The following is a 24,994-nucleotide window of genomic DNA, read 5'->3' on the forward strand; positions in this document are numbered from 1 at the left end:
AGAGCAGGGTACTCAGATCAGATGAAGATGGTTGTCCCAGAGCCCCGCCGGCAGTTCCAGCGGTTTTGCAACCAGATCTGTCTGACGGCAATCGTAGTACCGGCAGCGTCCCTGGCCCGAGGTCACGACAAAACCGTCGGCCACCGCGCCAACCCCGGCGCAATCGGGAAGTGGCGCGTCCAGGCGCACTTCGCCGCTGTCCAGGTCCCAGATGAAAAAGCGGTTGCCCCGGGGCGCGGTCAACGCCACCAGGCGCAAGTCGCTGTGCACTGCGACGCTCGCGGTGTAGTGCCCCATCGCCTGCAACTGGTGCTCGGGCACCGGGAACGCCACAAACGGTTGACCGGGACGCTTGATCGCCAGCAGTTCCGAAGGCTCATGAGCCGCCCCCATGAATTGCTGGCCGGCGACAATGGTGCCGTCGCTGGCAATGCCCAGGTGACGCACGCTGTTCATCTGCTGGGCGAGGGTTTCCTTGCTCAGCAGTGTGCCGTCGCGTTGCATCAGGACCAGGCTCGGTTCCATGGCATCGAGGTTCATCTCGACGCGGCTTTCAGCCTCGGTACGAATCCCGCCGTTGGCCACCACCAGGGTTTCGCCGTCGGGCATCCACGACACCTGATGCGGCCCGATGCCGTGGGTGGAAATCTCGCCGCTATGGACCAGCCGTTCGCCTTCGAATTTGTACACGCCGAGCAGGCCGCGACCCGGATCGGTGGTGTCGTTTTCGGTGGTGTACAGCCAATCGCCGCTCTGATGAATCACCGCGTGACCGTAGAAGTGCCGGTTCGGCCGGGACGTTACGGTCTGCAGCAGGGTGCCGTCACGCAAGTCGATCAGGTAACTCTCGGTGCCCGGCCGCCGGGCGACAAACAGTGCGATCGGCAACGTCGGGTGGTTGATGATGTCGTGGCAGCGCTGGCCGACCGGAGTGGCGAACACCCGAGTGCCATCCAGCCGATAACCGACGGCATAATGCTTGCTATCGGTATCGTCCCGCGCCGAGAGCAGCAGCGGGCTCTGATCCTTGCGCTTGAACAGCGTCCAGCCACCCAGTGTCACCGCTCCCAACAGCAAACTACCTAAAGTCAGAACCTGGCGTCGCAGCATGGCACTCGCCCTCATCAGTCACCGTCGTTGGCGTTGAAGCCCAATTGAATGCCCAGCGCCTTGGCCAGCTCGCCTTCGTGCAGGCGATGGACGACGTTGAGGCTGTCGTAGATATCGTTGAGTTGCTGGCGACCGGCATCATCACCGAGCGTTTCAGTCAGCGAGCGCTGGTTGCTGGCGAACAGTTTCAACGACGCGGCATAGGCGGCGTCGATCTTGTCGGCCAATGGTTTTTGTTCGCTTGGCAGCAGACCGCGCAGTCCTTTGTTGTCGACACCTTCCCAGACCGTTTTGGCGGCGGCGAGGCTGGCTTGCATACTCGTCAGCGACGACTGGCTGCGCCACGAGTCGGCCTGGAACGGTTGTGGAACGCCCTTGCTCTGACGGCCCATCGGCGTGCCGAGCTTTTTCTTCAAACTGTCGAGGGCGGTGACCTGCACACGCAACAGATCGGCGATCGCTTCGTGGGAGTCGGCGTAGCGCTGGTTGGGGAACTTGCTCAGCTGCGCGAGCATGCCGTCGGTGTTGTTCCAGCTTTTAAGGATCTCTTCGGCCAGCTGTTTCTGGCGCTCGCCAATGGCGATCAGCAGTGGGCAATACTTGGCCTTTTGCTCGGCGTTGGCCACATCAGGCTTGCTGTCGAACAGGATGTATTCGTAGGCCGATAGACCCTGAACCACAACGCTGGACTTGGTCAGCGCGGCGGCATCGATCTGAGGCTGCGCGGTGACCAGTTGTTCGACCTGACGGCCGACGAGGTTTTTTTTGTCCGGCCAGAACTGCACCTGCCACGAACGGTTGCCCTCGGCCAGCGGCCCGATCAGTAGCGGTTGCAGCTCGGCCCAGGCTTTTTGTGCGTGCAGGAAGTCGGCACGGGCGGTGTCGAGGGTTTCCTTGCCTTCGCAATACGCCAAGGCGCTGACGGCCAGTTGGCGGTCGGCTTCGACCCAGCGGGTGTAGGTCGGCAGGATCACGGATTTGGCGATGGCCGCCGAAGTGACGGCTTGCGGGTCCTGTGGCGAACAAGCGCCCAAGGCTAGCGCGGCAAGGCTGGTGAACAACAATTTGGGACGGAACATGTCGGGCTCCCGCGGGTGGAATGGGTATTAAAGGGAATTCAAAAACGCCAGCAACGCAGCGCGCTGCTCGGCATTGAAAGTCAAAACCTGTTGTTGCGCAGCTTTCGCTTCGCCGCCATGCCAGAGCACGGCTTCGAGCAGGTTGCGGGCGCGGCCGTCATGCAAAAACTGGGTGTGGCCACTGACCGCTTCGGTCAGGCCGATGCCCCACAACGGTGGGGTGCGCCAGTCGCGACCGCCGGCCTGGAATTCGCTGCGGTTGTCGGCCAGGCCGTCGCCCATGTCGTGCAACAGCAGATCGCTGTAAGGGCGAATCTCTTGATTGGCCAGTTCAGGTTCGGCGGCGTTGGCGGCGGTGGTGTATTTCGGTGTGTGACAGGACTGGCAACCAGCCTGGTAAAACAGATTCTTGCCGGCCAGCACTTCAGGCGCGCTGACATCGCGGCGCGCCGGGACGGCGAGGTTGCGGGTGTAGAACAGCACCAGGCGCAGGATGTTGTCGCTGACTTCCGGCTCGCCATCGGGGCCTGCGCCGTTCGGTGCCTGTTTGCAGGCGGTTTGCGCATCGGTGCAGTCATCAAAGGGCCTCAGGCTGGTCGTGAGGCCCATATCACCGGAAAACGCGTGAACATTTTGTTGATTGAGGTTCGGTTGTCCGGCTTTCCAGCCAAATCGCCCGATGACGGTCTTTTGCTGCGTGTCATCCCAGACCCGGTTCGGTCGACCGGCGATACCGTTTTTCTCTTTAGCCTGCGCCTCGGCGTTCGCCAGAATGGCCTCTTCCGGGATGGCTTCCAGCAAGCCCAGGCCGATCATCGGCGGTGCAACCCGGGCCGAGAAGCGGGTGTCTGGGTGCATCGGGCCGTAACCCAATTGGGTGATGTTCAAGGTCGGCTTGCGCAGCTCGACTACGGTGCCGTCCTTGAAGCGAACCGGCACTGGCGTGTAATCGACCCGCACCTTGCCTTCCGGGACGACGCCGGGCACGGCCATGTCCTGGAATTGTCCGCCGTAGATCGGCTCCGGTACGACACCCTGTTGCTCGATGATCCTGGCGTAGGCGGGAGCATCGGGAATCGACAGGCGCACCAGCATCGACACGGCATTCTGCGCATCCGGCGCAGGCGGATGACCGCGACCGTCCTTGATATGGCAACCCTGGCACGCGTTGGTGTTGAACAAGGGGCCGAGGCCGTCACGGGCGGTCGTGGTCGACGGGGCGATCACCCAAGGATTACGGAAGAAACTGTTGCCGACACTGAAGTCCACACGCCTTGATGGCGGCAGGTTGGCCGATGGCAGCGAAAAGGCGTTCTGATCGGTCTTGCGCACGGTCGCACTGCCCCCGGAGCGGGCTTCACCGGGTTCTGCCTTGGTAAAACGCGGGGCGTCATCGCAGGCACTCAGGCCCAGGGCCAGGAACAGTGCGGACAAGCGAAGAGGCAGCGGGGGCATCAGACATCCTGCAAGACGAGCAAAACAAGGGCGCAAAGTCTAACAGGGTAGGGGGGTTTGAATAAGAGGAATTATCGTTTGCTTGATGTGGGGCAGGGTTTGACTTGAGACCGTGTCGCGGCCATCGCGGGCAAGCCCGCTTACACAGGATCTTGCGCAGGACCTGTGGGAGCGTGGCTTGCCCGCGATGAGGCCATCAGCGTCGCTCAAATTTCAGGCATGAAAAAGGCGACCCGAAGGTCGCCTTTCTATTCAGCCAGCGTTGATCAGAACTCGTGATCAGCGTTGTCCGGGTTCAGGTCGCTGATACCCAGTTTGCCAGCGGCGGCTTCGATCGAACCGGTCTGCTTGACCAGCGAAGCGATGGCGTCACGGACGATCTGGTTGCCGGCGGTGTTGCCGGCAGCGATCAACTGGTCGTAGTGCTCACCCTTGTTGGCGTGGTCGACGATGACCTGCATCTTGGCTTCAGTCGCAGCCAGATCGGCTTTCAGTGCGGTGTCGGCAGCCGGATCGACTTTGGCCACCAGGGACGACAGGCTTGCACCGGTCATTTTGGTGCCGTCGACACGGGTGTATTCGCCCAGGTACACGTTACGAACGCCTTTGGCATCGTAGAACTGCGAGTTGTGGGTGTTGTCGCTGAAGCAGTCGTGTTCGTCTTCCGGGGAGTTGGCTTCCAGGGAAACTTTCATGCGTTCACCCGCCAGTTCGCCCAGGGACAAGCTGCCCATGCCGAACAGCATTTTACGCAGGCCGCTTTCAGCCGGTTCCGCTTCCAGGGTGGCGCGGTAGTTGTCGGCCACGTTCGGCTTCCAGTTGCCGACCATTTCTTCCAGATCGCTGACCAGCAGTTGGGTCACGGCTTTCAGGTAGGCACGGCGACGGTCGTTGTGGCCGCCGGTAGCGCCTTTGCCTTCCAGGTAATCGGAAGCAGGGCGGTTGCCGGCGCCAGGGCCGGTGCCGTTCAGGTCCTGGCCCCAGAGCAGGAATTCGATGGCGTGGTAGCCAGTGGCGACGTTGGCTTCGGAACCGCCCAGCTCGTTCAGGCTGGCGAGTTTTTCCGGGGTGATGTCTTTCACGTCGACCTTGTCTTCGCCGACCTGAATCTGAGTGTTGGCGATGATGTTGGCGGTGGCACCCGGGTTACCCAGCGCGTGCTCGTAGGATTTGTCGACGTAGTCGATCAGGCCTTCGTCCAGTGGCCAGGCGTTCACCTGACCCTCCCAGTCGTCGATGATGGTGTTGCCGAAGCGGAAAACTTCGCTCTGCAGGTAAGGAACGCGGGCGGCGATCCAGGCAGCCTTGGCGGCTTTCAGGGTGTCGGCGTTCGGCTTGGCGAGGAAGGCGTCTACAGCGGTTTGCAGGGTTTTCGCGGTGGATTCGGCATCGCTGTAGACAGCGAAAACGATGTCGGCGTAATGGGCGACAACGGCTTTGGCAGCGGCTTCATCGACTTTACCGGCGGCGGCTGGAGCAGCCGGGGCAGCAGCGGTGCTGGCAGCCGGCGCAGGTGCGGCAGCTTTTTCCTTGTCTTTGCCTTCACCGCAACCGGCGAGGGAAATTGCGATGGCCAACAGACTGGCGGTAGCCAGAGGCATACGAATCATGGCGAACATCCTGCTTCGAGAGGGGGTGGAATGGCGCGCCCGGCGCGCAAAACTGCCACATAATGCAAATCTTTCGCATTATGTGTAAAGGGTTGTGCTTGGAAATATTTCTTATTCACGAGGGGCAGGCGTTTTCATTCTGTGGGAGCGAGCCTGCTTGCGAGGGTGGTGAACGATGATGCGGGCGGTCTGAAAGATGCATCGCCTTCAAATTCATCGCGAGCAGGCTCGCTCCCACAGAGAGAAAGGAGACAGCGGTCTTTTACATAATTGCTGCATTACTACGCTGGGCCTGCTTCAGATAAGCGCCCAATTCCCTTGCCGGCAACGGTTTGCTGTAGTGATAACCCTGACCTTCGTGGCAGCCTTCGGAGATGATGTAGGCCTCCTGTTCGGCCGTTTCCACACCTTCGGCGATCACCTGCATGCCCAGGCTCTTGCCCAATTGGATGATGGCGCGAACGATGGTTGCGTCGTCGTCATCATCGAGCAGGTCCTGAACGAAACTCTTGTCGATCTTGATCTTGTCCAGCGGCAGGCTTTTCAGGTAGCTCAGTGAGGAATAACCCGTACCGAAGTCGTCGATCGCGATCAGCGCCCCGGAACGACGCAGGCTGAGCAAGTGCTGGGCGGCGGTGCTGATGTCTTCCATCAGGCCGGTTTCGGTCACCTCCAGCTCCAGGCTGCGCGGTGGCAGGCGATACATCTGCAGCAGGTTGTTGACCACCCTTGGCAACTCGGCGTGGTGCAGTTGCACGGTGGACAGGTTCACCGCCATGCGCAGGTCGCTGAAACCCTGGTCATGCCAGTCGCGCAATTGCTTGCAAGCCTGATCCAGCACCCACTCGCCAATGGCAATGATGGTGCCGTTCTGCTCGGCCAGCGGGATGAACAGGTCCGGCGGAACCAGCCCGTGTTCCGGATGCTGCCAGCGAATCAACGCCTCGACGCCGACTACCCGGTGGTCGCGGTAGCTGATCTGTGGTTGATAGACGAGGTAGAACTGCTCGCGGACCAAGGCATCGCGCAGGTCTTTCTCCAGCTCGCGACGGCGGCGCATCTCGGTGTCGACGCTGGCGATGTAGAACTGATAGCGGTTGCGCGAGCGGGTCTTGGCCAGGGTCATGGTTTGCTCGGCTTTCTGCAGCAGCTTCTCGGTGCTGTTACCGTCTTCGGGGAACAGGGTGATGCCGATGGTGGCGCGCAGGCGGATTTCCTGATGATCGAGGGCAAACGCCGCTTCCAGGTCATCGAGAATGCTTTGGGCCAGCTCGGCGGCTTCGTAAGGTTGTTCGATATCGGCCTGCACCAGGGCAAACTGGTCGCCGCCGAGGCGGGCGAGGGCACCAAGGCGTCCACTGTGCGCCCGCAGGCGATCGGCCAGGGCCAGCAACAGCTGGTCGCCGGTCTGGTAGCTGAACTGTTCGTTGATGCTCTTGAAGTCATCGAGGCCGACACACAGCACGGCCACCCGTCGTTGCAGCTTGCCGGCGTCAACCAGAATCTTGTCCAGTTGCGATTGGAGTTGCTGACGATTCGGCAGGCCGGTGAGGAAATCGTACTGGGCCATGCGCAACAGGCTGTTTTCCGCCTCGTGGCGCAAATGGGTGTTGCGCTCGATGGACTCCAGTAACTGGTTGGCAGTGTTGATCCAGATCCCCAGCTCGTTTTTTTCGTGACCCTTGAGCAGCGGAATCTTGTGTTCGCTGGGACGATCCGGGTTGATTTCGGTCAGGTGCTCGATGATCCGCGACAGCGGTTTGGTCAATAGCCAGTGGTAGACCAGATACAGCACCAGCCCCATTGCCAGGGCGCGCAGAACGCCCGATATGAAGATGATCACCGAGCTGACGATAAAACCTTGCCCGTAGGTCGCCGTGTCGAGGGTGATGCTCAAGTCACCGTAATACTCGCTGTAAGGGCCGCGTCCCACCAATTGAGTGGTGAAGGTGCGTTCCTTGCCGAGAATCAGGTCGGTCAGCCAGCGACTGCTGGAGTGCTGCGGCTCGCGGGATTTCTGCGCGAGCATGGCTTCATTGGGGTGGCCGATGGAGGCCTGGCGCACGGCATCGTCCTGAAACAGGCCTTCGATGACCTGCATGCCCATTTCCCGGTCCAGGCTGTAGACGGCCTGGGTCGAGGGATCGCGGAACATGTCGAGGATGCGTTCGGCATCGCCGGCAACGGCCTGGCGTGTTTTGTAGGCATCGAACACGATCTGCGCGCAGCTCAAGACCACGCCGACGATCAATGCCGACAGGAGTACGACCCGGAGCAACTTCACCGACAAGCTGTTCTTGAGTTCCAGCTTCAAAGGGTTATTCCTTGTTCCGTGCGGGTAGCATCAAGTTGCCATGAGTATTGGCAATCCCGTGATGGCAGTCAAAGGGACAATCATCCATGGGGGATTTTGCCTGCAGCTTGGCCGATATGCAGTTGTCTGCGGTAATTGTCCGATTAGTACTGTGTCGGTTGTCGAGTCCTTCAACTTGAGGAGGGATGTGGAGATATTTTCCTTCTGACTGATGTTAGACGGCTGTGGCGCCGGGGCAAGGGGTTGAAGGATGGTTTCATCGTGGGAAATTGGCCTTCTTTATGAATTGGCGCGATCTTCCTGTAGGAGCGTGGCTTGCCCGCGAAGGCGGTCTAGCCTAATAGCCGATCGGTTTTTTGGATGGTGTGAATATCCATTGCTGCGGTAACGGCTGCTTATGGTTTCGCCCTTACGGCGAGTCCCTTTTGGCAAACGCCCCAAAAGGAACCAAAAGGTCTCGCCCCGGCGTCCGGCCCCTCGCCAAGGCTCGGGGTTCCTTCGCTCCGGCATTCATCCGGGGGCATTGCCCTCCGGTTGGCTTCGCTGCACCTACATGCAATGGGTTCGACTGCGTCGAACGGCGCTACGCGCCAGTCCCCGGATGAACACCTCCACTCAGCCTCCCGAAGGGGCGGGTGAATCAAGATCAAGAGCTGAAGGCGAGCTAACGCTCGGCCTGATGAGTGGTGAAGAGCGGAGTGAGTGTTTGTGATCTGCTCTTGCTCTTGATTTTGTAGGAGCGAGGCTTGCCCGCGAAGGCGGCCTGACAGCCAACCAATACCTCACAGATATACCCAATCCAACTGTGGGAGCGAGCCTGCTCGCGAAGACGGCGGAACAGTCACCACCGTTCCTCTGCTCATATCCTTCCATAAAAAAACCCGGCTAAAGCCGGGTTTTTTGTCTGGCATCGAGCTTAAGCGGTGAAGGTTTTGCCTTCGAACTGCTCAGCCACGAATTTCCAGTTGACCAGGTTCCAGAACGCTTCAACGTACTTAGGACGCAGGTTGCGGTAGTCGATGTAGTAAGCGTGTTCCCAGACGTCGCAGGTCAGCAGCGGGGTGTCGCCGTTGGTCAGCGGGTTGCCGGCGCCGATGGTGCTGGCCAGGGCCAGGGAACCGTCAGCCTTTTTCACCAGCCAGCCCCAGCCGGAGCCGAAGGTGCCGATGGACGTCTTGCTGAACTCTTCCTTGAACTTGTCGAACGAACCGAACGCAGCGTTGATGGCTTCAGCCAGTGCGCCGGTTGGTTGACCGCCGGCGTTTGGCGCCAGGCAGTTCCAGTAGAAAGTGTGGTTCCAGACCTGAGCGGCGTTGTTGAAGATGCCACCCGAGGAAGTCTTGACGATTTCTTCCAGGGTCTTGCCTTCGAACTCGGTGCCTGGCACCAGGTTGTTCAGGTTCACGACGTAGGTGTTGTGGTGTTTGTCGTGGTGGTATTCCAGAGTTTCCTTGGAAATGTGCGGCTGCAGTGCATCGTGTGCGTAAGGCAGTGGCGGCAATTCGAAAGCCATGGTGGATCTCCTAATCAGGTCAGTTGCGGTGAGCGCAAGGCCGATCACGGGCGGCCAGACAAGCGCCGGGGAGTTTTATACTCTTTGCGGCGCAGGTCACGGATCATAGCACCGGGGGTGCGGCATAACCACGCAACAACTGTGTGGAATAGAGGTTCAAGGGGATGCCCTCACTAAATGGCGCGACCGTCATTTAGTGAGGGCATCCCCTTAGCAGTTTGGAATAAATCAACCCGCCATGATCAGTTGCAACGCTACAGCAAACATCATGACCGCGACCAACAGGTCGAGAATTCGCCAGGTGCTCGGTCGAGCCAGCCACGGAGCCAGCCACGCCGCGCCCAGTGCGAGGGTGAAAAACCACAGCAACGAGGCACTGGCCGCACCGACCACATAAGCGCCGGGTTCCGTCTGTTGTGCCCCCAGCGAACCGATCAACAGGACGGTGTCCAGATACACATGGGGGTTGAGCAGCGTCACTGCCAGCGCACTGAGCATCACCGCGCGCAAAGAGCGCACCGTCTGGTTTTCACCCTGCTGCAGACTTTGTTTTGAGCAGGCACGGCGCAACGCCTGGCTGCCATACCAAATCAGAAATACAGCGCCGCCCCAGCGGGCCACTGCCAGTAAAGTCGGGTTCTGCGCCAGCACTGTCGCCAACCCGAACACCCCGGCGGCCACCAGCAACGCATCGCAGGTCACGCACAGTGCCGCCACCGGCAAATGATGTTCACGTCGCAGGCTCTGGGCCAGTACAAAGGCGTTTTGGGTACCGATCGCCATGATCAGGCCCGCGGCCACCAGCAGGCCGTTTACATAGCTTTGCCACATAATTGCTACTCCGCGTTGGTTGCGAGGTCGCGCAACACCTGCATGGCGCGCTCGGCGTCGGCCTGGCCGACGAATAAATGGTCGTGGTAGTAGCCGGCAATCACGTTGCAACTGATGCCAGCCTTGCCCAATGCCGTGGCGAACGCGGCGGTCAGGCCGACGGCTTCGAGAGCCGAGTGCACGTTCAGGGTGATCCAGGCCGCGACGTAGTCGAAGCTGAAACCGGCCTGTTCGGCGTGAGAGCGTTCGAGAATCACCGTCAGGCCTTCCTGTTCACGAAAGCTGCCGATGATGTCCAGGCCTGAAGGCAATTGCCCGTCACGCAGGGTGCAGAACACGTATTCGCCGGCGTTGAGTTGCGGGCTCATGCTGCGCAGCAACGTTGCCAATGAAGTTTCGCCAGCCATGTGAGTAATCCTGTTCAAGAGTTCTTGCTGGCCATTCTCCGGCAGGACGCTGTATAAGAAAAACCAATAGTGGTGATCGCTCATTAGGAAAACTGATGTTCGACTATAAATTGCTTTCTGCCTTGGCCGCGGTGGTCGAGCAGGCGGGTTTTGAACGGGCTGCGCAGGTGTTGGGTTTGTCGCAATCGGCGATTTCCCAGCGCATCAAATTGCTCGAAGCGCGGGTCGGCCAACCGGTGCTGGTGCGGGGCACGCCGCCGTCGCCGACCGAGATCGGCCGGCGGCTGCTCAATCATGTGCAGCAGGTGCGTTTGCTCGAGCGCGATTTGCAGACATTGGTCCCGGCGTTGGACGAAGAAGGACTGCCAGAGCGCCTGCGTATCGCTCTGAACGCTGACAGTCTGGCGACCTGGTGGGCGCAAGCCATAGGGGATTTTTGTGCGGATCAGCATTTGTTGCTGGATTTGATCGTCGAGGACCAGACTGTCGGCCTCAAACGCATGCGCGCAGGGGAAGTGGCGGCCTGCCTGTGTGCAAGCGAGCGGCCGGTGGCCGGTGCCCGTAGCGTGCTGCTGGGGGCGATGCGTTACCGGGCATTGGCCAGCCCGGCCTTCATCGCCCGGCATTTTCCGCAAGGTGTGCGCGCCGAGCAGTTGGCCCGAACTCCGGCCCTGGTATTCGGCCCGGATGACTTCCTGCAGCATCGCTATCTGGCGTCCCTCGGGGTCGATGGCGGGTTTGAACACCACTTGTGCCCATCGTCCGAAGGCTTCATCCGTCTTACAGAAGCCGGACTCGGTTGGGGGCTGGTGCCGGAACTGCAGGTTCGCGAACAGCTGGAGCGCGGCACTTTGCTTGAGCTTTTGCCAGATAAGCCGATCGACGTGCCGTTGTACTGGCATCATTGGCGCAATGGCGGTCAGTTGCTGGGGTTGCTCACCGATCAATTGGTGCGCGCGTCGAAGCAGTGGCTGGTGCCGTTGGACTGACGGGCAGCGTCAAGACCTCACGCCCTACGCAATATGCAAAGCGCAAAACGAAATATTCGGAGTACAACATGAAGATTCTGGTCACCGGCGCGAGCGGCTTCATCGGCGGGCGCTTTGCGCGTTTCGCCCTGGAGCAGGGCCTGGATGTGCGGGTCAACGGTCGCCGGGCCGAGGGTGTGGAGCATCTGGTGCGGCGTGGCGCCGAATTCGTTCAGGGTGACCTCAGCGACCCCGAGTTCACCCGCGAGCTGTGCGCCGATGTCGAGGCCGTGGTGCATTGCGCCGGTGCCGTCGGCGTGTGGGGGCGCTATCAGGACTTTCACCAGGGCAACGTCCAGGTCACGGAGAACGTGGTCGAGGCCTGTCTGAAGCAGCGGGTCAGGCGCCTCGTGCACTTGTCGTCGCCATCGATCTACTTCGATGGCCGTGACCATCTGGGCCTGACCGAGGAGCAAGTCCCCAAGCGCTTCAAGCATCCCTACGCCGCGACCAAATACCTGGCTGAGCAAAAGGTCTTCGGCGCCCAGGAATTCGGCCTGGAAACCCTGGCACTTCGCCCGCGTTTCGTCACCGGTGCCGGTGACATGAGCATCTTCCCGCGCCTGCTCAAGATGCAGCGCAAGGGCCGTTTGGCAATCATCGGCAATGGCCTGAACAAGGTCGATTTCACCAGTGTGCAAAACCTCAATGAAGCCTTGCTCAGCAGTTTGCTGGCCGGCGGCTCGGCCCTGGGCAAGGCCTACAACATCAGCAACGGAGCACCGATTCCCTTGTGGGACGTGGTCAATTACGTGATGCGCAACATGGAGGTCCCACAAGTTACGCGCTACCGCTCCTACGGCTTGGCCTACAGCGTTGCCGCACTGAACGAAGGTGTGTGCAAGTTGTGGCCGGGTCGTCCGGAACCGACTCTGTCGCGACTGGGCATGCAGGTCATGAACAAAAACTTCACCCTGGACATCAGCCGCGCCCGGCATTATCTGGATTACGATCCGAAGGTGAGCCTGTGGACCGCTCTTGATGAGTTCTGTAGTTGGTGGAAGGCCCAGGACATTCGCTGAACGGTCCATGGACTGAACCGACTACGGGGTTGAGGGTCAATCGGTGCGGCTGTGGGGGGTTATACTCGCCGCATCAAGCCATCACCGTTTCACAAAGGTTGACTCCATGTCCATGCGTAACGATGCCAACGACGACTTCGATGATGTACCGAGCCTGCGTGCCGACAGCCTCGACGACGATGACTATGTACCCACCTCGCGCACTTCCGTGCATTCGCGCACGGCGCCCGTGGTCAAGGTCAAGAGCCCGAGTACCGGGCCGTTGTGGGCGCTGGTCGGCGCTTTGTTCTTTGCGTTCGCGGGCCTGGCCTGGTGGAGCTTCCAGCAGATTTCGCTGATGGAGCAGCAACTGGTGGCGACCCAGGAAAGTTTCGCGCGTATCAGTGAGGAAGCGGCGGGGCGCCTGCAGGACATTTCCGGCAAGGTGGTCGCCAGCCAGACCAACGTGACCTCCGACAGCGAAGCCTTGAAGTTGCAAATCAAACAGCTGCAAAGCCAGCTGCAGGATCAGGGTAAACAGCAGCAGGGCGTGGCCGGTCAGGCTTCGGAGCTGGACAAGCGTCTGGCGCAGATGACCGCCCAGACCACCGAGCTGGACAAACGCCTCGAGCAGATCACCGCTCAGAGTACCGCTCATGCCACTGAGCAACAGACCGCCACCATTCAATTGCAGGCTCAGGTCAAAGTCTTGAACAGCGACGTAGCCGTGCTGAAAAGCGCCCCGGCGGACACTGAGAAGTTCGACGCCCAGCTGAAAAGCCTCGGCGCCGACATCAGCGCATTGAAAAAACAAGGCAACCCGAACGCGGCCATCGATCGTCTGGAACAGGAGATCGTCATCCTCAAAAGCGAGCAGGACAATCGCCCGACACCGGCTCAAAGCTCGACCAATACCGCAGAGTTCGACGCCTTCCGTGGCCAGGTCACCCGCAACATCAACACCCTTCAGGCGCAGATCCAGAACCTGCAACAGCAACTTCGCGCAAGGCAGTAACCTGTGGCGGGGGCGGTGCGACGTTTCGCTAAATCCCCCTCGCCACAAAAGCGCTTCCCTCACTCCCAAGCCGTCTACGCTCTTGAAACATCAACAAGAACGAGGGATGCGCAATGGGGGTTCTGCATAAGCTGGCCTTGCTGGGCGGGATGCTTTTGTTGTGCCTGGGCCAGGTTCAGGCCGCCGGTACGGAAAAAGCTGACAGTCAGGCCGCCATCGCCTTGCTGGAAAAAGCCTTGGCCTACTACCACGACAATGGTGACAAGGCCTTCGCCGCGTTCAGCCGCCAGGGCGAATTCGTCGACAAGGACCGTTATGTGTTTGTCGTCGACACCAAGGGCGTGATGCTCGCCAGCGGCGGTCCTTCCGCGGCGCTGATTGGTCGGGATGTGTCGGAGGTCCTCGGGCCGGATCTGCGCAAATCCTTCAAGGATGCCCTGAAAGTGCCGGAGGGCAATGGTATCCAGCAAGCGGAATATCGCTGGCAGAATTGGGCCGACGGCAAGGTCGAGCGCAAGCATGTGTACTACCAGCGTGTCGGCCAGCGGATCCTCGCGGTCGGCTACTACCTGCCACGGGCGTCGGCGGAACAGGCCATGGCCTTGCTGAACAAAGCGGCAACCGACCTGGCCAAGGACGAGAAGGGCACTTTGACGGCGATCAACGCCCTCAAGGGCGGTTATCTTCAGGATGATTTGTATGTGTTTGTCGTCGACCTGAACACCCAGCGCTATGTCGCCCACGGCACCAACCTGCGCTTGATCAACTCTGATTTCGGCAAGATCAAGGACCCGGAAGGTAAACCGGTGGGGGAGCCGATTCTGGCGCTGATGAGCCAGCAGGATTATGGCGAGTACGAATACCGATGGAAGAACCCGGTGACCGGCAAGGTCGAGGACAAGCATGCTTATCTGAAGAAGGTTGGGCATTTGCTGGTGGCGGTGGGGTATTACAGCCCTTGATTTTGTGGTTGTAGGAGCGAGCTTGCTCCGGGCGGCGTTCCGACGAAAGTCGTGAACGATAACGCGTAAAAACCAGATGTCCGGTGGCGTCCTCGGGTTTTTCGCGAGCAGGCTCGCTCCTACAGTACCTTGTCTTCCCGCCCCCGCAACAACATGTTCGGCATGGCAACTGCCGCCGCCAGTCCCAGCAACGACACCGCGGCACTGACCATCAGCAAATGCCGGAAGGTCAGCAGCAATTCGGCGCGCAAGGCGTTCTGCGCATCCCCCGGTGTGGCGTTCAGGCCGTCCAGCAGAACATTGCCCGAATGTCCCTCGGCAATCAGTGACGAGCCGGCCAGGTGCGCGAAGCTCGAATCCTGCAAAAACGCCAGCAGAAGCGCTGACATCAGGGCAACACCCACCGCACCGCCCAGCGAGCGGAACAGGTTGGTGGTGCTGGTGGCGACACCGATGTCTCGCTGCTCCACCGAGTTCTGCGTACCCACCAAAGACGTCGGGAACTGCATGCCCGAGGCGATCCCGCTGAGCAACATGAACAAACTGCTCAACACAAAAGCCTGGGGCGGGCTGAAGGCCATGCCGAGGATCGAGATCGGCATCAGGATCGCACCAGTGAGAATCTGCGGTTTGTAGCGACCGGTCACCGAGGTGCGACGGCCGGCGAAATACGCACCTATCGGCAGCCCCATCGCCAGTGGCAGCAAATGCAGCGCTGCACTGTCGGCGCCGGCGCCGGTAACGCTCTGAAAGCGCAGCGGCATCAGCACGATCAACGAAATCGCCTGGAAACTGGTGAAGAAAATCGTGCACCAGCACAGCAGGGCATTGCGGTTGGCGAACAGGTGCATCGGTAGCAGCGGCTCCCGCGCGCGGCGCTCATGCCAGACGAACGCCGCCAGTACGACGCCGGCGCAAGCAAAGAGACCAAGCACCTCGCTGCTGCGCCATGAATACCCCTGACCGACCTCAGTAATACCGAGCAACAGCGCGGTCAGGCCGATGATCATCAGCAGCGTGCCGAGGTAATCGATGATGGGTGTGCGCTGCGGAATCGGCAGCCCCACCAGGTTGCGCCGGGCCACCCACCAGGCGCCAAGTCCCAGTGGCAGATTGATCAGGAACACCCAGCGCCAGGACAGGTATTCGGTCATATAACCGCCGAGTACCGGACCGGCCACGCTGGCCACCGCATACATGCTGCTGAAGTAACCCTGATAACGCCCGCGCTCGCGCGGCGGCACGATGTCGCCGATGATTGCCTGGCTGACCGAAATCATCCCGCCCGCGCCAATCCCCTGAAAGATCCGCGCCAGCACCAGTTGCTCCATGCTCTGGGCCATGCCGCAGAACAACGACGCCAGGGTGAACAGGCCCATGCCGAACAACATCAACTTGCGCCGCCCGTACAGATCGCCGAGTTTGCCGTAGATCGGCACCGCCACCGTCATCGCCACCATGTAGCCGGAAATCACCCAGGCCAGCAGGCTAACGTCCTTGAATTGCGCGGAAATGGCCGGCATCGACACGGCGACGATGGTCTGGTCCAGCGCACCGAGAAAGATCGCCATCATCAGGGCGACCAGCACGCTGCGAAGGGCCGGTTTGGGCGTTTCAGGCTGGTTGAGATTGGTCACGGGAGAACCTGCGGGCAGTGATGGTCCCGCAAGAGGCAAGGGCGAGCGGGGATGCTCGCCAGTGTAAGTCGATAGGAGGCTATTCGATAGCCTCATACGGAAGCCCGACGTAATTTTCTGCAATGGTTTTTCGACCGGCCTCAGAGTCGACGAAGTACTCCAGCTCCGACTCGGCGATGCGCTGGCTGAAGCCATCGTGATCTTCGAAACGGTGCAGCATCGACGTCATCCACCAGGAAAACCGCTCGGCTTTCCATACCCGGCGCAGGCAGATGTCGGAGTACTTCTCCAGCAAATCGACACGGCCTTCGCGGTAAACCTTCAACAGAATATTGAACAGCGTACTGACGTCGCTTGCCGCCAGGTTCAAGCCCTTGGCGCCGGTGGGCGGGACAATGTGCGCGGCGTCACCGACCAGGAACATGCGCCCGTACTGCATCGGTTCGACCACGAAACTGCGCAACGGCGCGATGCTTTTTTCGATGGACGGTCCGGTCACCAGCTTTTCCGCCAGGGCCGCTGGCAAGCGGGTCTTGAGTTCATCCCAGAAGCGTTGATCAGACCAGTCCTCGACCTTTTCATTTGCCGGTACTTGCAGGTAGTAACGGGTGCGTGTCGCCGAACGCATGCTGCACAGGGCGAAACCCCGTTCGTGGCGAGCGTAGACCAGCTCTTCGTGGACCGGCGGGGTGTCGGCCAGTATTCCCAGCCAGCCAAAGGGATAGACCCGTTCGAACACCTTCAGGCACTCGGCGGGTATCGACTGCCGTGCCACCCCATGGAAACCGTCGCAACCGGCGATGTAGTCGCAATCGAGGCGATACCGCTCGCCATCCTTCTCGAAGGTGACGAAGGTTTCGTTGGTTTTCATGCTATGGGGCACCACGTTGCCGGCCTGGTAAATCGTCTGCGCACCGGCCTCCCGACGAGCGGCCATCAGGTCGCGGGTGACTTCGGTCTGGCCGTAGATCATCACCGTTTTACCGCCGGTAAGGGCTTGCAGATCGATGTGCACCTGGCGGTGATCGAGGGCCAGTTCGAATCCGCCGTGGACCAACCCTTCGGCGTCCATGCGCTGACTCACACCGGCCTGGCGCAACAGCTCTACCATGCCTTGTTCAAGGACACCGGCACGGATGCGCCCGAGCACATAATCGGGCGTCTGACGCTCGAGAATCAGGGTGTCGATACCGGCGTTGTGCAGTAATTGGCCGAGCAATAGACCGGAGGGACCGGCACCAATAATGGCGACTTGGGTTTTCAGCATTTTCATTGTTTTTATGGCTCGCAAGCTCCACGCGACCAAGGTCGGTGAGTGATTTTTATGGATCGAGTGCTTGCATTTTTCCCTTGCGGGTCTGTCAATTGAAGGTGAAAACTGAGCCGATACCTGTACATTCTGCCAATCGGTGCGATTATCGCCCGTCATCTATTCCGAGGCCTGGATTGAAGTGATGAACAAGCCTGACCTGCCTTCGATTCCAGTGTTCAAGCTCTACGGTGAAAGCCTGGATTGGCCAACCCCGGACTTGCTGCACTGTGAAACCATCTCCAAACGCAGCCGCGAACATCAATGGGAAATCAAACCCCACCGCCATGCCGATTTATGCCAGTTGCTCTTCGTATTCAAAGGTCAGGCAGAGCTTGAAATCGAAGGCAAACGCACGCAACTGAACGAACCGGCGATCCTGGTCATGCCACCGCTTTCGGTGCATGGCTACCGTTTTTCCGAAGACGTCGAAGGGTTCGTCGTGACCCTGGCCGCGCCACTGGTCGCCCATCTCCAGGCGCAACTGGGTAACTCGGTCAATGCCCTGGCCCAGCCCGAAAGTTACCCGGCCGGCAAGGACAGTGAGTACCTCAACAGCCTGTTTGCTGCCTTGCAAACCGAATACACAGGCCACCAACCGGCGCGGGAAATACTCATGCATTCGCTGGTCAGCGTGATCATGGTGTGGATCAGCCGCCAGGTGATCCAGCGACACTCAGCCACACAACGGCCGCAGCGTGCCCGGGAATACCTCAACGGTTTCATTCAACTGGTGGAGGAGACCTATCGTCAGCACGTCAAGGTCGAGGACCTGGCTCATCGGCTGGGCATTTCCGTGTCCCACCTCAACGGCACCTGCCGCGAACTGGCGGGGCAACCGGCATTGCAGATCATGCACGAACGGCAGTTGTTGGAGGCCAAGCGCTTGCTGACCTACACCAGCATGACCATCTATGAAATGTCCGATGTGTTGGGGTTCTCTGATCCGACAAACTTCACGCGCCTGTTCCGACGACGGGTGGGGATTTCGCCCAAGGCTTTTCGCGACCGCTTGAAGGCCGATCAGGACAACCAGGCCTGATCCGCTGTCTTCAACGGCATTCGTCAGCGCAGGGCGTTGAGGGTCGCGTTGTGGGGAATGCAGCGCTCGAAATTGCAGCTGGCGTAATCACGGGGCAGGTTGCGCAACTGCTCCACGCGCCAGGCCGCAGCGCCATAAAGCCCGAGCGTCACCGCGCAGGTGATGAAAATGGCGAGGTACCTTCTTGTTCTGATGTTCATGGCGAAGACCTCTGAACGAATACCCTTGGGTATTTACATTGAGCATAGGTCACAGAGGGGCAGCTGCAAGCTGCAAGTTTCAAGCTGCAAGTAATGGACTGTGAGCTTGCAGCAGCTTCAAAGTCCGATATCCCACTGTGGCTCTTGCGGAAATCTCATCACCAGAAAATCCAGCAAACTGCGCAACGCCGCGGGCATGTGCTTGCGCGAAGCATATACCGCGTACACGTTCATCTGCCGTGGTTCGGCATGGGGCAGCAGGCGCACCAGCTCGCCGCTGTGGATGTGCACCCCGGCCTGATAGGTAGGCAGCATCGCCACCCCGGCGCCAGCCATGGCCGCACGCAGCAGGGTGCTGGCTTCGTTGGCGCTGATGTTTCCTTGCACCGGCACCGAGACCTGTTCGCCGTCCTGTTCGAAATGCCAGAGGCTTTTGCCGAAGTAGGAGTGGGTCAGGCAGTTGTGCTGGCTCAGGTCCTCGACCCGCTGCGGCGTCGGATGCTCGCGCAGGTAAGCGGGGGAGGCGCAGATCACTGAACGGCAGACCGTGAGTCGACGGGCGATCAGGTTCGGGTCCAGGTCGTTGCTGGTGCGGATCGCCAGGTCGATGCGCTCATCCACCAGGTTCACCGTGCGGTCGAGCATCTGCATGTCGATGCTGACGCCGGGGTAGCGCTTGACGTATGCCGCCATGGCCTCGGCCAGTTGCGCCTGGCCGAACGAAGTGCTGACGCTGATGCGCAGCAGGCCGCGGGGGGCGTCGTCCGGCTCGCTGACCGCGGCTTGCAGGTCGTGGCACAGCTCCAGCATCTGGCGGCAGCGGGGCAGGGTTTCGCTGCCGGCGGCGGTCAGGCTCAACTTGCGTGTGGTGCGGTGCATCAGGCGTGCGCCAACCCAGTCTTCCAGTTCCGCCAGATACCGGGAAACCACCGGTCGCGACAGCTCCAGATGATCGGCTGCCGCTGACTGGCTGCCGAGGTCGACCACTGTGACGAACACCCGCATTGCTTGTAGACGATCCATGATTTGCCCGATTTCAGAAACAAACTATGTTCCAGCATCGCATTTTTTGTACTGAGTCTGGCAACTAAGCTCTGCTCCATCGCCAAACATGGCATTCGGACCCCGGAGCAACAGATGATCGGCTTCACCTCACTCAAACGCGTTTTCCTCGCCACCGCCCTCGGTTTTGCCGCCCACGCCAGTGCATCGACGCTGACGCTGGATGTCTACAACCCCGGAACCCAGGCGATTTTCCCGGTGACCTCGGTGCTGGTCAGCGGTGAGAAAGAGGCGATCCTGGTGGACGCGCAATTCGGTAAGTCCCAGGCCGAGCAGGTGGTGGAAAAAATCCGTGCCAGCGGCAAGCAATTGACCACCATCTACATCAGCCATGGCGATCCGGATTACTACTTCGGCCTCGACACCCTGACCGCCGCATTCCCCAAGGCCAAGGTACTCGCCTCGCAACCGACCGTTGATCACATCAAGCAGACCGTCGCCGGAAAGTTCGCGTTCTGGGGGCCGAAGTTGGGGGCTGACGCGCCGGCCAAAACCATCGTGCCTGAGGTACTCAAGGGCGACAGCCTGATCCTCGAAGGGCAGAAGTTGCAGGTGGTCGGACTGGAAGGCAAACAACCGGATCGCAGCTTCGTCTGGATTCCGTCGATCAAGGCCGTGGTCGGTGGTGTGGTTGTGGCACAAAACATCCATGTGTGGATGGCCGACACCCAGACCCCGCAGTCCCATGTCGATTGGTTGGCTACGCTGCATTCGATCGAAACCCTGAACCCGAAAACCATCGTGCCGGGACACTATCTCGGCGAGAGCACCCGGTCCCAGGCCGCTGTGCAGTTCACTGCCGATTACATCAAGGCGTTCGATGAAGAAACCGCCAAGGCCAAGGATTCCACTGCACTGATCGCCGCGATGAAAAAGCGCTTCCCGGCACTGGGCGAAGAAAGCTCCCTGGAGCTGAGCGCCAAAGTCGCCAAGGGCGAGATGAAGTGGGGTGAATGAATTTATCTGTGGCGAGGGGATTTATCCCCGTTCGGCTGCGCAGCAGTCGTCAAACCCTGCGTCAGGAAAAGGAACTGCACTGGACCTTTGTGTCGCCGTCGGCGGAATTTGTCGAGGGTGAGCGCTGCGGTTCGTTTCGGATCGGCAAGGATGATTTGCTGGTGAGCCGTGAAGGGCGCAGCTGGATCACGTTCGCCGACTATGCGATTGCGATGCTTTATGAGTTTCACCGACTTTGCGCCTGCTCCACCAACCACTCCATCAACTCGCGCAACTTCGGCGAAGGTGCAGGTTTTTCCGGGAACACCAGGTAATACGCCAGCCCGGTTTTCACCTTCAATTCAAAGGGCATGACCAGCCGCCCGGCGTTCAGGTCATCGCCGATCAACGACCAGTCGCCAATTGCCACGCCCGTGCCCTGGGATGCCATCGACATCGCCAGGTCCAGCGTTTCAAAGTGCTGGCCCTTGCCGACATTGGTCAAATGCACGTCCGCCGCTTTCAACCAGGCCTTCCAGTCCCGTTCATCGCGGGTGGGGTGCAGCAACAAGTGTTGTTGCAGGTCAGCCGGAGTTTGCAAGGCCAACGACCCTTCGAGCATGGGCCGTGAACACACGGGGGTCAGTTGTTCATCGAACAGCAGACAAGACTCAAGAAAGCTGTCCGGCGGCCCCCCGTACATCACCGCCGCATCGAATTGTTCGCGATGAAAGTCCACGCCGTGCTTGACCGTGGTGGTCAGTTCAACCGGCACGTCCGGCCGCTCTTTTTGCCACTGCAACAGGCGTGGCAGCAGCCAACGCATTACACAAGTCGGCGCCTTGAGTTGCAGGGTTTCGCGTTTCTCGCCGATCTGTTCCACCGCCTCGTCGATCAAACCGAAAATCTGCTGGACCCGTGGCAGCCACTCGCGCCCCTCGGTGGTCAGGTCCAGTCCCCGGGCCTGGCGGATGAACAGTTCATAACCCAGATGATCTTCCAGCCCGGCGATCTGTCGGCTCACCGCGCCTTGGGTGATGTGCAGTTGCTCGGCGGCCCGGGTGAAGTTGCAGCACTGCGCGGTAATCAGAAAAGTGTGCAGCGCCGGCAGGGGAGGCAGTCGTTTCATTGGGATCCAAGGTATGACGTGAGGACATGGCTAGTATGACTTTTTATCCATTGTTGCGGCTACGTGTCGCCCGTTCCAATGAGGCCATCCCTGGACCTGCGAATTCATCATAAACACAGCGCAGGCCCGGCGTCTCAAACGAACAAGAAGGGCAATGACATGGCGACGTGCGGCGAAGTATTGGTCAAGTTACTCGAAAACTACGGGGTCGAGCAGGTGTTCGGCATTCCGGGGGTGCACACCGTGGAGCTGTATCGCGGGTTGGCCCGTTCGAGCATCAACCACGTCACTCCGCGTCACGAACAAGGCGCCGGCTTCATGGCCGACGGCTATGCCCGCACCAGCGGCAAACCGGGTGTGTGCTTCATCATCACCGGCCCTGGCATGACCAACATCACCACCGCCATGGGCCAGGCCTACGCCGATTCGATCCCGATGCTGGTGATCTCCAGCGTGCAGACCCGCAACCAGTTGGGCGGCGGTCGCGGCAAGCTGCATGAGCTGCCGAACCAGAGCGCGCTGGTTGGCGGCGTGGCGGCGTTCTCCCACACCCTGATGTCGGCGTCCGAATTGCCGGGCGTGCTGGCCCGTGCCTTCGCGCTGTTCCAGGCGGGCCGTCCGCGTCCGGTGCACATCGAAATTCCGTTGGACGTGCTGGTTGAAGAAGCCGACGACCTGCTGACGAGCGTACCGGTGAACATCGACCGCGCCGGTGCTGCACCCACCGCCGTGAGCCGCATGACCGAGTTGCTGGCCGGCGCCAAGCGTCCGCTGATTCTCGCCGGTGGCGGTGCCATCGATGCCGCCGCCGAGCTGACCGAGCTGGCCGAATTGTTGGACGCCCCTGTCGCCCTGACCATCAATGCCAAAGGCATGCTCGAATCCGCTCACCCGTTGCTGATCGGTTCGACCCAGAGTCTGGTCGCAACCCGCGCGCTGGTCGCCGAGGCCGACGTGGTGCTGGCCATCGGCACCGAACTGGCCGAAACCGACTATGACGTCACCTTCGCCGGCGGTTTCGAGATTCCCGGCAAACTGCTGCGCGTCGACATCGACCCGGACCAGACCGTGCGCAACTATCCGCCGCACGTCGCGTTGGTCGCCGACTCGCGCAACGCCGCCCAGGCCTTGCTCAGCGCGTTGTCGCACAAGTCCCTGGCCGAGCGCCGCAACGATTGGGGCCAGGTACGCGCCGCCCGTTTGCGTGAAGAACTGGCCGCCAACTGGGACGCGCCGACCCTGGCCCAGACCCGTTTCCTGGAAACCGTCCTGCACGAGTTGCCGGACGCGGTATTCGTCGGCGATTCGACCCAACCGGTGTACACCGGCAACCTGACGTTCAACCCTGAGCGCCCACGTCGCTGGTTCAACTCGTCCACCGGCTACGGCACCCTCGGCTACGCCTTGCCGGCGGCGATCGGCGCCTGGCTCGGCGGCAGCGTGCAAAACGGTGCGCGTCCGCCTGTGGTGTGCCTGATCGGCGACGGCGGCCTGCAATTCACCCTGCCGGAATTGGCCAGCGCCGTTGAAGCGCGCACGCCGGTGATCGTGCTGCTCTGGAATAACCAGGGCTACGAAGAGATCAAGAAATACATGGTCAACCGCGCCATCGAACCGGTGGGCGTCGACATCTACACCCCGGACTTCATCGGTGTGGCCAAAGCCCTGGGCTGCGCCGCCGAAGCGGTCAACGATGTCGAGCAACTGCGCAGCGCCTTGCGTGTAGCCACCGATCGCCAAGGTCCGACCCTGATTGAAATCGACCAGGCTACTTGGACTAAGGCAGTGTGGACCCAGGCGGTGTCGAAATGAGTTTTCCAACGACTCTGGACGGTCTGTTCATCGACGGTAAATGGTCGGCCGGCAGCGAACATCTGCGCGTGATCAACCCGGCGACCGAAGCGCTGTTGACCACCGTCGTGGGCGGTGACGAGCAAGCTGTCGATCAAGCCGTCAGCGCGGCGACCAGAGCCTTCGCCGACTGGTCGAAAACCACCGGTGCCGAACGCGGCGCGATCCTGCGCAAAATCGCCGCCGGCGTGCAGGCCGGTCGTGACCAGTTGATGCACTTGCAGTCGAGCAACAACGGCAAGCCACAGTTCGAAGCGGCCATCGACGTCGATGACGTGATCGCCACCTTTGAGTACTACGCGGACCTGGCCGAAGGGCTGGACGCGAAACAGGACAGCGCCGTCGAACTGCCGAGCGATGACTTCAGCGCTCGCCTGCGCCGCGAACCGTGCGGCGTGGTCGGCCTGATCGTGCCGTGGAATTTCCCGATGGTCACCACCGCGTGGAAACTCGCCCCGGCCCTCGCCGCCGGTTGCTGCGTGGTGCTCAAGCCTTCGGAGGTGACACCGCTACCGGAGCTGGAACTGGCGGCGATCATCGCGGATGCCGGCTTGCCGGCCGGTGTGTTCAACGTGGTTTGCGGTACTGGCCTGGCCGTTGGCGCGCCGCTGTCGGCGGACCCGCGCATCGCCAAGATTTCTTTCACTGGCAGCAATGCGGTGGGCGTGCAGGTCATGCAACGCGCAGCAGAAAGCGTCAAAGGCGTGAGCCTGGAACTGGGCGGCAAATCGTCGTTGCTGGTGCTGGCCGATGCTGACATCGAGCTGGCCGTGGAAGTGGCCTGCGGTGGCGGCTTCTTCAACGCCGGGCAAATGTGTTCCGCCACCAGCCGGGTGTTGGTTGCCGATGAATTGTTTGATGAGTTCCTGACCCGCTTGAAGGCTCGCGCCGAAGCCATCCGCGTGGCCGACCCGTTCGACCCGAACGTGGAAATGGGCGCACTGGTCAATCAGGCGCAATACCAGCGCGTGCTCGGCCACATCGATCGCGGACTGAGTGCCGGTGCCTCGCTGGTTTGCGGCGGCAATCGTCCAGCGGACCTGCCGCGCGGATATTTTTTGCAGCCGACGATTTTCACCGACGTGCCCCTGGACAGTGCGCTGTGGTGTGAAGAGATTTTCGGCCCGGTGATCTGCGTGCGCCGTTTCACCTCGCAAGCCGAAGCGATTGCCCTGGCCAATGACAGTCAATTCGGTCTGGTCGCCAGCGTCGTCACGCGCAATGCCGAAGCGGCGGATCGCGTCGCCAACGCCTTGCAGGCGGGGCTTGTGTGGATCAATGCGCCGCAGGTGATCTTCCCGCAGACCGCCTGGGGTGGCTACAAGCAGAGCAGCATTGGCCGCGAATTGGGGCCGTGGGGCTTGCAGGCTTTCCAGGAAATCAAGCACGTGATTCGGGCCGTCTGAAGGCACGAAAAAGGTGAGCGCATGCCTCCTGATGAGGCATGCGCTGGCGTCATGGCTTCAATGAGTTTTTTTCGATAGTCAGGTGTTTTACACGACC

21 protein-coding genes and 1 pseudogene are annotated in these 24,994 nt (G+C 60.7%); 9 read left to right on the forward strand and 13 right to left on the reverse strand.

From position 1 onward, the window contains the following. Nucleotides 1–12: 12 nt before the first annotated feature. The 8 genes from FFS64_RS01235 to FFS64_RS01270 form a co-directional block, all read right to left on the reverse strand. Nucleotides 13–1,110: a DUF1513 domain-containing protein gene (locus FFS64_RS01235; protein WP_137803895.1), complete on the reverse strand. Its 1,098-nt coding sequence runs from the start codon at nt 1,108–1,110 to the stop codon at nt 13–15. Nucleotides 1,111–1,124: 14 nt separating this feature from the next. Continuing rightward, a complete protein-coding gene (locus tag FFS64_RS01240; RefSeq protein WP_137803896.1) occupies nt 1,125–2,189 on the reverse strand; it encodes an imelysin family protein in 1,065 nt (354 codons plus the stop codon). 27 nt (nt 2,190–2,216) lie between these two features. Beyond that, the gene (locus FFS64_RS01245) at nt 2,217–3,644 is read right to left on the reverse strand and encodes a di-heme oxidoredictase family protein (RefSeq protein ID WP_137803897.1); all 1,428 of its coding nucleotides are present in this window, start codon (nt 3,642–3,644) and stop codon (nt 2,217–2,219) included. 266 nt (nt 3,645–3,910) lie between these two features. Then, the gene (locus tag FFS64_RS01250; protein ID WP_137803898.1) at nt 3,911–5,254 is read right to left on the reverse strand and encodes an imelysin family protein; all 1,344 of its coding nucleotides are present in this window, start codon (nt 5,252–5,254) and stop codon (nt 3,911–3,913) included. A gap of 262 nt (nt 5,255–5,516) precedes the next feature. Further along, a complete protein-coding gene (locus FFS64_RS01255; RefSeq protein WP_137803899.1) occupies nt 5,517–7,568 on the reverse strand; it encodes a bifunctional diguanylate cyclase/phosphodiesterase in 2,052 nt (683 codons plus the stop codon). A gap of 916 nt (nt 7,569–8,484) precedes the next feature. After that, on the reverse strand, nt 8,485–9,081 hold the full coding sequence (locus FFS64_RS01260) for a superoxide dismutase (RefSeq protein WP_007986065.1): 597 nt from the start codon (nt 9,079–9,081) through the stop codon (nt 8,485–8,487). A 228-nt stretch (nt 9,082–9,309) separates the two neighbouring features. After that, the gene (locus FFS64_RS01265; protein ID WP_095193108.1) at nt 9,310–9,912 is read right to left on the reverse strand and encodes a LysE/ArgO family amino acid transporter; all 603 of its coding nucleotides are present in this window, start codon (nt 9,910–9,912) and stop codon (nt 9,310–9,312) included. Between the two features lie 5 nt (nt 9,913–9,917). Further along, nucleotides 9,918–10,319 (reverse strand): ACT domain-containing protein, encoded by a 402-nt coding sequence (locus tag FFS64_RS01270; RefSeq protein ID WP_137803900.1) that lies wholly within the window; start codon nt 10,317–10,319, stop codon nt 9,918–9,920. 95 nt (nt 10,320–10,414) lie between these two features. Between FFS64_RS01270 and FFS64_RS01275 the strand changes: the two genes are divergently transcribed. The 4 genes from FFS64_RS01275 (at nt 10,415) to FFS64_RS01290 (ending at nt 14,325) form a co-directional block, all read left to right on the forward strand. Continuing rightward, on the forward strand, nt 10,415–11,308 hold the full coding sequence (locus FFS64_RS01275) for a LysR family transcriptional regulator ArgP (protein ID WP_137803901.1): 894 nt from the start codon (nt 10,415–10,417) through the stop codon (nt 11,306–11,308). 68 nt (nt 11,309–11,376) lie between these two features. Further along, complete coding sequence (locus FFS64_RS01280) at nt 11,377–12,369, forward strand: NAD(P)-dependent oxidoreductase (RefSeq protein ID WP_137803902.1); 993 nt, start codon at nt 11,377–11,379, stop codon at nt 12,367–12,369. A gap of 106 nt (nt 12,370–12,475) precedes the next feature. Then, a complete protein-coding gene (locus FFS64_RS01285) occupies nt 12,476–13,363 on the forward strand; it encodes an ATPase (protein WP_137803903.1) in 888 nt (295 codons plus the stop codon). Between the two features lie 113 nt (nt 13,364–13,476). Then, nucleotides 13,477–14,325, forward strand: coding sequence for a cache domain-containing protein (locus FFS64_RS01290; protein WP_137803904.1), 849 nt, complete (start codon nt 13,477–13,479; stop codon nt 14,323–14,325). 119 nt (nt 14,326–14,444) lie between these two features. Here FFS64_RS01290 and FFS64_RS01295 read toward each other — a convergent pair whose 3' ends face one another. Beyond that, nucleotides 14,445–15,962, reverse strand: a complete 1,518-nt coding sequence (locus tag FFS64_RS01295) for an MDR family MFS transporter (RefSeq protein ID WP_137803905.1) — start codon at nt 15,960–15,962, stop codon at nt 14,445–14,447. Nucleotides 15,963–16,041: 79 nt separating this feature from the next. Next, on the reverse strand, nt 16,042–17,226 hold the full coding sequence (pobA, locus tag FFS64_RS01300; protein ID WP_171017045.1) for a 4-hydroxybenzoate 3-monooxygenase: 1,185 nt from the start codon (nt 17,224–17,226) through the stop codon (nt 16,042–16,044). A 190-nt stretch (nt 17,227–17,416) separates the two neighbouring features. Between pobA and FFS64_RS01305 the strand changes: the two genes are divergently transcribed. Then, the gene (locus FFS64_RS01305; protein WP_137803907.1) at nt 17,417–18,313 is read left to right on the forward strand and encodes a helix-turn-helix domain-containing protein; all 897 of its coding nucleotides are present in this window, start codon (nt 17,417–17,419) and stop codon (nt 18,311–18,313) included. Between the two features lie 23 nt (nt 18,314–18,336). Here the strand turns inward: FFS64_RS01305 and FFS64_RS31215 are convergent, their stop codons facing one another. Together FFS64_RS31215 and FFS64_RS01310 are read right to left on the reverse strand one after the other, a co-directional pair. Next, the gene (locus tag FFS64_RS31215) at nt 18,337–18,513 is read right to left on the reverse strand and encodes a hypothetical protein (RefSeq protein WP_170948630.1); all 177 of its coding nucleotides are present in this window, start codon (nt 18,511–18,513) and stop codon (nt 18,337–18,339) included. Between the two features lie 117 nt (nt 18,514–18,630). Continuing rightward, nucleotides 18,631–19,536, reverse strand: a complete 906-nt coding sequence (locus tag FFS64_RS01310; RefSeq protein ID WP_137803908.1) for a LysR family transcriptional regulator — start codon at nt 19,534–19,536, stop codon at nt 18,631–18,633. Nucleotides 19,537–19,650: 114 nt separating this feature from the next. Between FFS64_RS01310 and FFS64_RS01315 the strand changes: the two genes are divergently transcribed. Then, nucleotides 19,651–20,532, forward strand: coding sequence for an MBL fold metallo-hydrolase (locus tag FFS64_RS01315; RefSeq protein WP_137803909.1), 882 nt, complete (start codon nt 19,651–19,653; stop codon nt 20,530–20,532). Between the two features lie 56 nt (nt 20,533–20,588). Next, nucleotides 20,589–20,846 (forward strand): annotated as a pseudogene (locus tag FFS64_RS31580) (hypothetical protein); the annotation flags it as partial. Here the strand turns inward: FFS64_RS31580 and FFS64_RS01325 are convergent. Then, on the reverse strand, nt 20,759–21,640 hold the full coding sequence (locus FFS64_RS01325; protein ID WP_137803910.1) for a LysR substrate-binding domain-containing protein: 882 nt from the start codon (nt 21,638–21,640) through the stop codon (nt 20,759–20,761). The pseudogene FFS64_RS31580 and the gene FFS64_RS01325 sit on opposite strands and share 88 nt — an antisense overlap. 159 nt (nt 21,641–21,799) lie before the next feature. On the opposite strand from FFS64_RS01325, the gene FFS64_RS01330 reads away from it, so the two are divergent. Then, nucleotides 21,800–23,452 (forward strand): 5-guanidino-2-oxopentanoate decarboxylase, encoded by a 1,653-nt coding sequence (locus FFS64_RS01330; RefSeq protein WP_137803911.1) that lies wholly within the window; start codon nt 21,800–21,802, stop codon nt 23,450–23,452. Beyond that, on the forward strand, nt 23,449–24,897 hold the full coding sequence (locus FFS64_RS01335; RefSeq protein WP_137803912.1) for an aldehyde dehydrogenase family protein: 1,449 nt from the start codon (nt 23,449–23,451) through the stop codon (nt 24,895–24,897). Before FFS64_RS01330 ends, FFS64_RS01335 begins: the two co-directional genes overlap by 4 nt. Nucleotides 24,898–24,994: the final 97 nt, after the last annotated feature.

Origin of the sequence: Pseudomonas sp. G(2018) (genome assembly GCF_005502415.1) — a bacterium.
Lineage (GTDB): Bacteria > Pseudomonadota > Gammaproteobacteria > Pseudomonadales > Pseudomonadaceae > Aquipseudomonas.

Excerpts from the sequence above, each read along its gene's own strand:
- FFS64_RS01235 (WP_137803895.1), bottom strand. The coding sequence starts at position 1,110 with ATGCTGCGACGCCAGGTTCTGACTTTAGGTAGTTTGCTGTTGGGAGCG.
- FFS64_RS01240 (WP_137803896.1), bottom strand. The coding sequence starts at position 2,189 with ATGTTCCGTCCCAAATTGTTGTTCACCAGCCTTGCCGCGCTAGCCTTG.
- FFS64_RS01245 (WP_137803897.1), bottom strand. The coding sequence starts at position 3,644 with ATGCCCCCGCTGCCTCTTCGCTTGTCCGCACTGTTCCTGGCCCTGGGC.
- FFS64_RS01250 (WP_137803898.1), bottom strand. The coding sequence starts at position 5,254 with ATGATTCGTATGCCTCTGGCTACCGCCAGTCTGTTGGCCATCGCAATT.
- FFS64_RS01260 (WP_007986065.1), bottom strand. The coding sequence starts at position 9,081 with ATGGCTTTCGAATTGCCGCCACTGCCTTACGCACACGATGCACTGCAG.
- FFS64_RS01265 (WP_095193108.1), bottom strand. The coding sequence starts at position 9,912 with ATGTGGCAAAGCTATGTAAACGGCCTGCTGGTGGCCGCGGGCCTGATC.
- FFS64_RS01270 (WP_137803900.1), bottom strand. The coding sequence starts at position 10,319 with ATGGCTGGCGAAACTTCATTGGCAACGTTGCTGCGCAGCATGAGCCCG.
- FFS64_RS01275 (WP_137803901.1), top strand. The coding sequence starts at position 10,415 with ATGTTCGACTATAAATTGCTTTCTGCCTTGGCCGCGGTGGTCGAGCAG.
- FFS64_RS01280 (WP_137803902.1), top strand. The coding sequence starts at position 11,377 with ATGAAGATTCTGGTCACCGGCGCGAGCGGCTTCATCGGCGGGCGCTTT.
- FFS64_RS01285 (WP_137803903.1), top strand. The coding sequence starts at position 12,476 with ATGTCCATGCGTAACGATGCCAACGACGACTTCGATGATGTACCGAGC.
- FFS64_RS01290 (WP_137803904.1), top strand. The coding sequence starts at position 13,477 with ATGGGGGTTCTGCATAAGCTGGCCTTGCTGGGCGGGATGCTTTTGTTG.
- FFS64_RS01305 (WP_137803907.1), top strand. The coding sequence starts at position 17,417 with ATGAACAAGCCTGACCTGCCTTCGATTCCAGTGTTCAAGCTCTACGGT.
- FFS64_RS31215 (WP_170948630.1), bottom strand. The coding sequence starts at position 18,513 with ATGAACATCAGAACAAGAAGGTACCTCGCCATTTTCATCACCTGCGCG.
- FFS64_RS01310 (WP_137803908.1), bottom strand. The coding sequence starts at position 19,536 with ATGGATCGTCTACAAGCAATGCGGGTGTTCGTCACAGTGGTCGACCTC.
- FFS64_RS01315 (WP_137803909.1), top strand. The coding sequence starts at position 19,651 with ATGATCGGCTTCACCTCACTCAAACGCGTTTTCCTCGCCACCGCCCTC.
- FFS64_RS01325 (WP_137803910.1), bottom strand. The coding sequence starts at position 21,640 with ATGAAACGACTGCCTCCCCTGCCGGCGCTGCACACTTTTCTGATTACC.
- FFS64_RS01330 (WP_137803911.1), top strand. The coding sequence starts at position 21,800 with ATGGCGACGTGCGGCGAAGTATTGGTCAAGTTACTCGAAAACTACGGG.
- FFS64_RS01335 (WP_137803912.1), top strand. The coding sequence starts at position 23,449 with ATGAGTTTTCCAACGACTCTGGACGGTCTGTTCATCGACGGTAAATGG.